The organism is Vibrio sp. 10N.261.52.A1 (assembly GCF_002876325.1).
Taxonomy (GTDB): domain Bacteria; phylum Pseudomonadota; class Gammaproteobacteria; order Enterobacterales; family Vibrionaceae; genus Vibrio; species Vibrio chagasii.
The window spans coordinates 1-7,838 of sequence record NZ_MCYD01001251.1 but is presented as its reverse complement, the minus strand read 5'-3'; the positions used below and the strand labels follow the sequence as shown (position 1 = coordinate 7,838).

Genomic DNA, 7,838 nt, shown 5'->3' with positions numbered 1-7,838 from the left:
TCCCTAACCTGATCGACCAAGAATGGCTATATGGCGGTAGCGATGAAGCGTTAATCCATTCCATTGCCAAGGGGCGAAATGGTGCAATGCCGGGTTGGAGTGAAATCATGCGCCCAGATGAAGTGGCAAAGGTTTCTTACTATCTAGCGTCTCTAAACCAACGCCATACCGATGTGCCTGAGGTTAAAGTCGAACTCGGTAAAAGCTTGTTTGTCCAATACTGTTCGTCTTGCCACGCTGATGGCACAATTGCTAACCCAGAGATTGGGGTTCCCGATCTTTCCGATGACACTTGGTTACACGGAGGCAGCATTGAAGAGATTCAACATACGATTAACTATGGCTTGAACAACCTGATGCCAGCGTTTGATAACCAACTTACCGAAAACGAGATACTGGCTCTAGGCGCCTACATCCGACATGCAGGAGAAGCTGAACAACAGAGGGTTGCAAGCTTGAACTCACAGTCTGTTGAGCGCGGGGAGTACTTGGCGCATGCTGGCGACTGTGTCGCTTGTCACAGCGCGGAAGGTGGTGAACCCTTTGCTGGTGGCCTGCCGTTTGTCACTCCTTTTGGCACAGTTTATTCAACCAACATTACTCCTCACACTACCGAAGGTATCGGAACCTATGATTTCGACGACTTCAGAGCCGCCTTGGTTGATGGCAAAGGTAAAGATGGCTACTTGTACCCTGCTATGCCTTACACCTCGTATCAATATCTGACAGATCAAGACATGGTCGATTTATGGGAGTACATGCAATCCATCACAGCGGTACCAAGACGCAATGACGACAACAGCATGATGTTCCCGTCGAATATTCGCCTAGGTCTGCTTGGCTGGAATATCGTATTCATGGATACCGATCCGGTCGACTATCAAGTACCAGAGGAACTCAAAGATAAGGTTGATGATGTCGAGAAGTGGCAACAAGGTAAATATTGGGTTGCAGGGCTTGGTCACTGTTCTGAGTGCCATACACCACGAAATATTGCACAAGCTCTAATACCTGAGCGCATTTTCCAAGGTAACTTAATCGATGGCTGGAATGCGCCCGATATTACCGCAAACGAGCTTTATATCGACGGCTGGGATGAGAAAACACTCACCGACTTCCTACACACAGGTCACTCAGACAAAGGCACGGCTTTCGCTGGTATGGCTGACGTAGTGAAAAATAGCCTGAGCTTGATGACACGTGAAGATATCGAGTCGATGTCCTACTACTTGTTGAACGGTGATACCAACAACACAATAAGCAGTGACGCGGTGCCGTTAGAGCCGAAGGGCTTTGATGAAGAGTCATACGCTGCCGAGATCTACACGACTTATCGCCAAACCTGTGGTGCGTGTCATGGTGACGATGGTAAAGGTCGCGAACCTATCGCCCCTACTCTGCTGAATAACGGCATCATCATGCACAGTGACCCATTCAACACCATTGCGGTAACGGTAAGGGGCTTACAACCTACGTATCTCGACAAAGACAGAAACTTCATGCCAATGGCGAGCTTTGAAGATGTCCTGTCTGATCAAAGGCTAGCCGAACTGATCACTTTCGTCCGATTACATCTCGGTGATAGAGAAGAACCAGTCACCGCAGAACACGTTCGTGAAGTGAGAGAAACCCTAGAGGCAGCGGGTTACGCGGGTGGGTTACATACCACACCTGACATGTATGACCGCAGAGATAACAACATCAACATCCGCTAGCGGATCTATCACTTAGAAAGTGAATTGCAAACGACCAAAGGAGACCTAAGTGTCTCCTTTTCTTTTGCGCTTTAAATGCCCTTGCCACTACAACACAATTATAACTAACTGATTACACAATTAAGCAGACTTGCACATAATGCGATCAATCTCGCAGAACAAAGATGACACCGAGTGCATAATACGCAAAATTTTATAATGAGTTACTAAGGACTGATATGGATACAACTACACTCATCTACGATACGTTGGAAGGTCTATCGAGCGCGAAACCACAACAACACGCTCAAATCCGCCAAAATCTATATAACCATCTAGATCTATCATTTGAGAAGCAGTTGGCTTTGTATTCATCCGTTCTTGGTCCAGCAAGTGCTGGTAGATTGACCGATTTAGACAGTGCGGTAATGTCTGCGCGCAAGATTGTTGGCTTAGACAACAACTAATCTGTCGTCTAAGTGAATTCTGAAAAAAAACGCTGCCTTATGCAGCGTTTTTTTTATGCTTCAATTTGCCGCAGGTACAACTTACCAGTGTTGCCCATTCTCAACCCTTTATCCGGATGAACAGCGATTTAGAGTAATAAGCTCGAACGCTGATAAGTGCAATTTGTCGAAATTTTCAAGTTGCGACCATTCTCATTTGGTTAATCTTATGTTCCATTTTTAACAGGTGTGTAACGACAATAATGGCGCTAATGTTAGTAGCACGTTAACCACACAGCGGATGGAAGAATCATGAGAGTACTTATTGAATACACACAGACAGGCAAATATCGTGATCAAGCTTGGGAAGCACTGACCATTCGCTCGAAAGGCGAGATTCAAGCTGTGACCCCATCTTACGCGGCTCAACTAATCGAACAAAATCGCGCCTGCTTAACCACAACAGAACATCAAGATATCGTCATCCAACCTTAATGGCTTATTGAGCTACCCCTCCTAGTTCCTTAAATCGAATAGTTCGATGACCTAACAAAAACGCTGCACGGATGCAGCGTTTTCTTTTTTCTAACGTCGCTTATTTTTTAACGTCTTTGTTTCAGGTAGGGCTAGCGAGATTACTTTGGCAAATTCTCTAATGCTTCAACCATGGTCATCAGCTTGTCTACGATTCTTTCGCCGTCTGCTCGTAAGCCGTTGTGCTCATATTCATTAGTGATCCACGCTTTTGAGTTTGGAATGTTCGCCAGTGTTTCACGGCTGTAATCCAGTTCAACGTACATGTCGTCAGCATAAACAGCACATGCCATAGGCACGGTATTCTTGTCAAGCTGCTCTGCGTTGTACAAAGTACCCCAATCTGACTTCTCAGCTAAGATATTCGCCGCTTCACGCAGTGGCTTCAGTGTTTCTAATTGGTCAAACATCCATGGGTAGACCATTTCTCCTGTAAACCAGAACTCATTTCCCGATTGGTAATTAAAGTGTGGATGCTGCTCGCGTACTCGATGAGCTGACCAATTTGATGCTGTGCCTTGGCAATAGATAGATTCATGCAAAATCGCGTAGATTGGATTGGTTAGGTAACCCTGCTCTTGTTGCATTTGATTTAGGAAGCTATAGCTCAGTTGCTTTTTACCGTTCACTTCAACAAACGCACTTTCTAATGTGAAGTACATAGGAAGGTTTGCTTCGCCAGCACCTAAGTTAATGCCAATCAATTGGAACTGTTCAACAGTAAATACCTGACCGTTTGGTAACTTCACTTCATTGTTAAGCAGATAATCAGAGATCTCACGGCACATGGCTTGTGCTTGTGGGAATTGAGCAAAGAAGGCTCTGTTTTTATCTTCAACACGCTTGTAGGTCGCGCGGTAGACATCGTCAGCTTCACGTTCAATCGACGGAATACCGCCCGTCACATAGCAGCGTTGCAAGCTTTGCGGGAACAACGATAGATAGCTCAATGTACAGAAACCACCAAAACTCTGGCCAATCGTCGACCACTGCTTAACACCAAATTGTTCACGAATCGCTTCGGCATCACGAACAATGTTGTCGGCTCTAAAATGCGTCAGATATTCAGCTTGTTGTTCTGGAGAAAGATGTGCCAAGGTTTCATGGCTAATTACCGTGCTATTGCCAGTACCACGCTGATCAAGAAGCAGAACGCGGTAGTTTTGTAACGCACGTTTCATCCAACCTGATTCACCACTCACACGCGGTGAAGGGAAGCCTGGCCCACCCTGAAAGTAGATAAGCCACGGGAGTTCTTGGCTGTCTTTTGCTAGATCGACAACTTCACGAGCGAATACTTGAATCTGCTGTCCATCTTTCGCTTGATAATCGAGTGGTAATTCAAAATAGTGCTGACGATACAGGGTGGTTCCATCTATAAACTTAGCTTTCACGCTTCATTCCTTTTTATCTGATTCTAATGTCATCGGTACGAATAAAAGTAGCGCCCTATGGCACACATAGGTAGCAAGATACGCATAGTAGCTCGTAAATGAAACCGTTTGTTTAGCATGAATGTGAAGGTGCTTCATTTGATTGCTCAAGGAGTGTTCGTATCGCTACAACCTGTGTCAAAACGGCGCGTTTTTGAGGCTTTATCAAGGGATGAGTAAATAGAGAAACAGGAAAATAAAAAGAGCTTACCGAGGTGAGGATACGTTAAGCTCTTTTGGTGTTATCTGATGTTTCTGTTGCGGTAAGTTCAATCAACTATGAGGCGACTAACTCTCCTGCCCCTTGAATTGAACGCTGGCTATTTTCAACCAGAATCGCGGTGGCCGTTTCTTTTAATGTCGCCCACTCTGCGTCGTTGACCTCAATGCCATCACGCCACGCGTTTTCTTGTGTCTTAAATAACGACTCCGACGTGACATGTGTTTGGTAGCCATCTGACAAGCGTTCGATATCGAAATCCTGGACGGAAAGTTCGATGGTCATATTATGGATATGTTCGTCCGATGTCAGAGGCAAATCTGATAAAAACAGTTCTGGAGCAACGCAACCACGGTTAAGCACATACAAGGTGCTCTTAGGGTTAGAGCCGTTGTCCCAACGTGCAGTACACGCGATACCTTTCGCGGCCAGTTTCACAAGCTCGCTGTACGCTAGCCATCGGTTATGACAGTTGTTGAGCTCAATCTTAAGCGATTTGATACCGACCATTTTTTCAATCGCGTAATCCATTACCACAGGAAGATGACACGCCAAACTTGCCTTATGCAGGTCGACTTCGACCGTGTTATCGCTTGTCACTTGAATATCAACTGGGCAGTCGTCCTCTAGGCCGATAAAGTTGCTCGCATTATTAAAATGACGCACACCATCCAAGCCTACCATTTGTAAATCAGCCACCATGTTCGCTATCACATCGGCTTCACCACATGTACGGCGCATCCCTAAAAAGGCTTTGTTGACGGCCGCGACCAATTCATTGTGAGAAACGATCATAGCGATTTACCTCCATGTTGAGCATTGATATGTGTAGGAACGTTATGTGAGCCAGCAAGCTCCGCTTCACTTGGTAAGACTGGGAACACCCACTCGTCTTGATGAATTTCGTCAAGCAGCGGTGCGCCTTGGAAGAAGGTTACGCGAACCCAACGATCTGAGCGAGGATCAAACTTAGTTGCACCAAACATAGCCAGTTTGCAACGTAACAGATGCATCGGCAGCGACTCTTTATGAAGCACATTCATTTGAATGTCCCCCATCGCTTTGTTGCCCAGTGTCCATACGCGGCGAGCTATAGCACGATGCTGTGGCTGTTTTACTAAGAACTCGGCTAACGAGAGCTCCGGCGTAAACTGCAATAAAGCATGGTACAAACGATAAGCTTGACGACCGATATCTAACGGCAGTTCACGCTCTTCACCCAGCTCTTCACCTCGAACACCGAGTCTTGGCTCTTCTTTGTCTTGAGAGCGATACCAGAACCAGTAGTTGTTCTCAGCCTTAGTAAAGTCCGTTGTAATTGCCCAGCGGTACTTCTCTTCTAAGATCACTAACAGATCTTGTATCTTTTTACCGCTAGGAAGTGACAGTGTCTCGCTACAATTCATCTGCTCCTGATGCGCGTCCACTAATTCTGGGTACAATTCCATCAAGCATGAGATAAGGATTTCTTGGGCTTCCATACTCATGTGCTTAGATTGTTCAACTAACTGCGCCCATGTATCACATTGGCTGATAGACACTTCTAACGATTGCTCTGCGTGTTTCAACTCATCCACAGCAGCTTTGTTCAGCTCCTGCTGATGTTCATTGATGGTAACGACTTGTTCTAAATGACAAATCGCTTTTTTAACTAATGTACGTAGTGGCTTGATCAACGCCGTATCCGTGTGATTAGCCAACACGTCAGCTAATGCATGTTCACGGGTTGTCATCCATTGGTCGACAATACCTGGGTGGTTAATCAGGTATGGCGCCATGCCTAAACCAGTAGCATTACCCACACCTAGATAGCGTTGTAAGCCTCTGTGCAAGGTAATCGCTTGTTCACCGCCTTGTTGCTCTGCTAGGTAATGAACCCAGTCGAGACTAAATTCACGCAGCATGTATACCGCACACATTTGAGCACTGAACGACTGATTGAAATCTGAGTTCTTCTCTAGAATTTTGAAGTCAGCAATACCGAACTTACCATTACCATAAACCGCAGTCGTTCTCAGGATGTAGCCTACTTCCGCTAACTCTTTTGGCGTTGGTTGAACCCCTTTGGCCAAGTGGCTCACTATGTGTTCAAACACACGCACACTTTTGTTGGCGCGCGCTAGAACAAGCACATTGTTAGGGTTACGACCCGCTTCTTGTAGCGGTACATTCGCACGAAGTCTCTCAAGTAGAGCGACATCCACATCGCCAAGAACCAAAGCAAATGTTACGTCCCACTTTTCAGCAATTACACGGTCATTTCGTTCGTCGTCTGCAATCTCATCGCAGAACACAACCAAATGATAAACATGGTTTGGCGTCTGTAGCTTATAGATAGCATGACCATACCCTTGAGGGTCTAATTGCCACTCATGTTTAGTCACTTTCCATTGCTGTTGCGCCATTTTACGAATCAGAGTTCTTACGAAGCTGATGCGTGTTTGGTGCATAGCACCCAGTCTTTCCGGTGCCATGACGACCGTTGCGTCACGTAGTGCTGATTCAGTGTAGGTAGAACGATGTGCATCCATTTTGCTCACCACCTTTGTAGTTATAAGGGTTTTGCTAGCCATTCAGAACCGATCGTTGCTGTCTTTTGAAGCATTTATAGCGACAGTATGTTGGTTAGCTTTCACGTTTTAATCGTTATTGATGTTGTCGGGGCAAGCGAACTCGCCCCTTATTATTTGTCCTGACTAGATCTCTTGACCTAAATAGTTGCCGTCCGATGTATCTTCACCAGTACGGGTTTTCTCTTCCTTTCGGAATCTGGTATCAGCCTTATTTCAAAGGCTGATACCTTGTTTCTCTTTAATTTTTAGAGAGCGTTACCTCTACCGTTTCTTTACAGATCCTGCTTTTCTACAAACTCTGCTTTCTACAAACCTTGTTCTTTCGCCATCTTGATTGCGATTTGAGGCGCATTCCAAAGCGATGGCAGTAAGATTAAGGACACCGGAACCGCTGTGATTACGATGAAAGATTGCAGCGCGGAAATACCACCAGAGCCTAGAGAAATCAGAATCAACGCCGTTACGCCCATCATCACGCCCCAGAAAGTACGGATGATTGCATTCGGCTCTGTCTCACCACTGATTACAACACTGATGGTGTAAGTCATTGAGTCGCCAGTCGTTACGATGAAAATCGTGGTTAAGATCAGGAACAAGATAGAGATAAGCATCGGCATTGGTAATTGCTGAGTTACCGCTAGCAGAGCACCTGGTAAGTTAAAGCCTTCAAACGCTTTACTTACGCTGCCTGGATCTGCGATTTCGAACGCAAGGCCAGAGCCGCCAACAATCGTGAACCAGAAACAAGTAACAAACGGTGCAACTAAGCTGATGGTTGAAACCAGTTGGCGAATACTACGACCGCGAGAGATACGTGCAATAAAGATTGCCATCATTGGGCCGTAACCTAGGAACCAACCCCAGAAGAAGACTGTCCACCAGCTCAACCACCCCTCGTCACCACGGTATGTCGCCATTGGGATGAAGTTATCGATCAT

Annotated in this window: 6 protein-coding genes and 1 pseudogene; 3 read left to right on the top strand and 4 right to left on the bottom strand. The window is 45.9% G+C overall.

The annotated features are described in order from the left end of the window. From BCT81_RS26390 to BCT81_RS26380, 3 genes are all read left to right on the top strand, one after another. Positions 1–1,715: cytochrome c (locus BCT81_RS26390; protein WP_102426377.1), on the top strand; the 1,715-nt coding region annotated here is incomplete at its 5' end. Between the two features lie 218 nt (positions 1,716–1,933). After that, a complete protein-coding gene (locus BCT81_RS26385; protein ID WP_102426376.1) occupies positions 1,934–2,161 on the top strand; it encodes a PAS factor family protein in 228 nt (75 codons plus the stop codon). Between the two features lie 291 nt (positions 2,162–2,452). Continuing rightward, a complete protein-coding gene (locus BCT81_RS26380; RefSeq protein WP_004741177.1) occupies positions 2,453–2,635 on the top strand; it encodes a hypothetical protein in 183 nt (60 codons plus the stop codon). Between the two features lie 140 nt (positions 2,636–2,775). On the opposite strand, the gene BCT81_RS26375 is transcribed toward BCT81_RS26380, so the two are convergent. The 4 genes and pseudogenes from BCT81_RS26375 to BCT81_RS26360 all read right to left on the bottom strand — a co-directional run. After that, entirely contained in the window at positions 2,776–4,068 is a 1,293-nt protein-coding gene (locus BCT81_RS26375; protein ID WP_102426375.1) for an alpha/beta fold hydrolase, read from the bottom strand. Positions 4,069–4,384: 316 nt separating this feature from the next. Continuing rightward, positions 4,385–5,122 (bottom strand): DUF3726 domain-containing protein, encoded by a 738-nt coding sequence (locus tag BCT81_RS26370; RefSeq protein WP_102426374.1) that lies wholly within the window; start codon positions 5,120–5,122, stop codon positions 4,385–4,387. Beyond that, positions 5,119–6,932, bottom strand: a pseudogene (locus BCT81_RS26365) (hypothetical protein). Before BCT81_RS26365 ends, BCT81_RS26370 begins: the two are co-directional and overlap by 4 nt. Before the next feature lie 273 nt (positions 6,933–7,205). Beyond that, positions 7,206–7,838 (bottom strand): BCCT family transporter (locus BCT81_RS26360; RefSeq protein WP_198596969.1); only part of this gene is annotated, 633 nt, incomplete at its 5' end.

Coding starts and splice junctions, on each gene's coding strand:
- BCT81_RS26385 (WP_102426376.1), top strand. CDS start 1,934: ATGGATACAACTACACTCATCTACGATACGTTGGAAGGTCTATCGAGC.
- BCT81_RS26380 (WP_004741177.1), top strand. CDS start 2,453: ATGAGAGTACTTATTGAATACACACAGACAGGCAAATATCGTGATCAA.
- BCT81_RS26370 (WP_102426374.1), bottom strand. CDS start 5,122: ATGATCGTTTCTCACAATGAATTGGTCGCGGCCGTCAACAAAGCCTTT.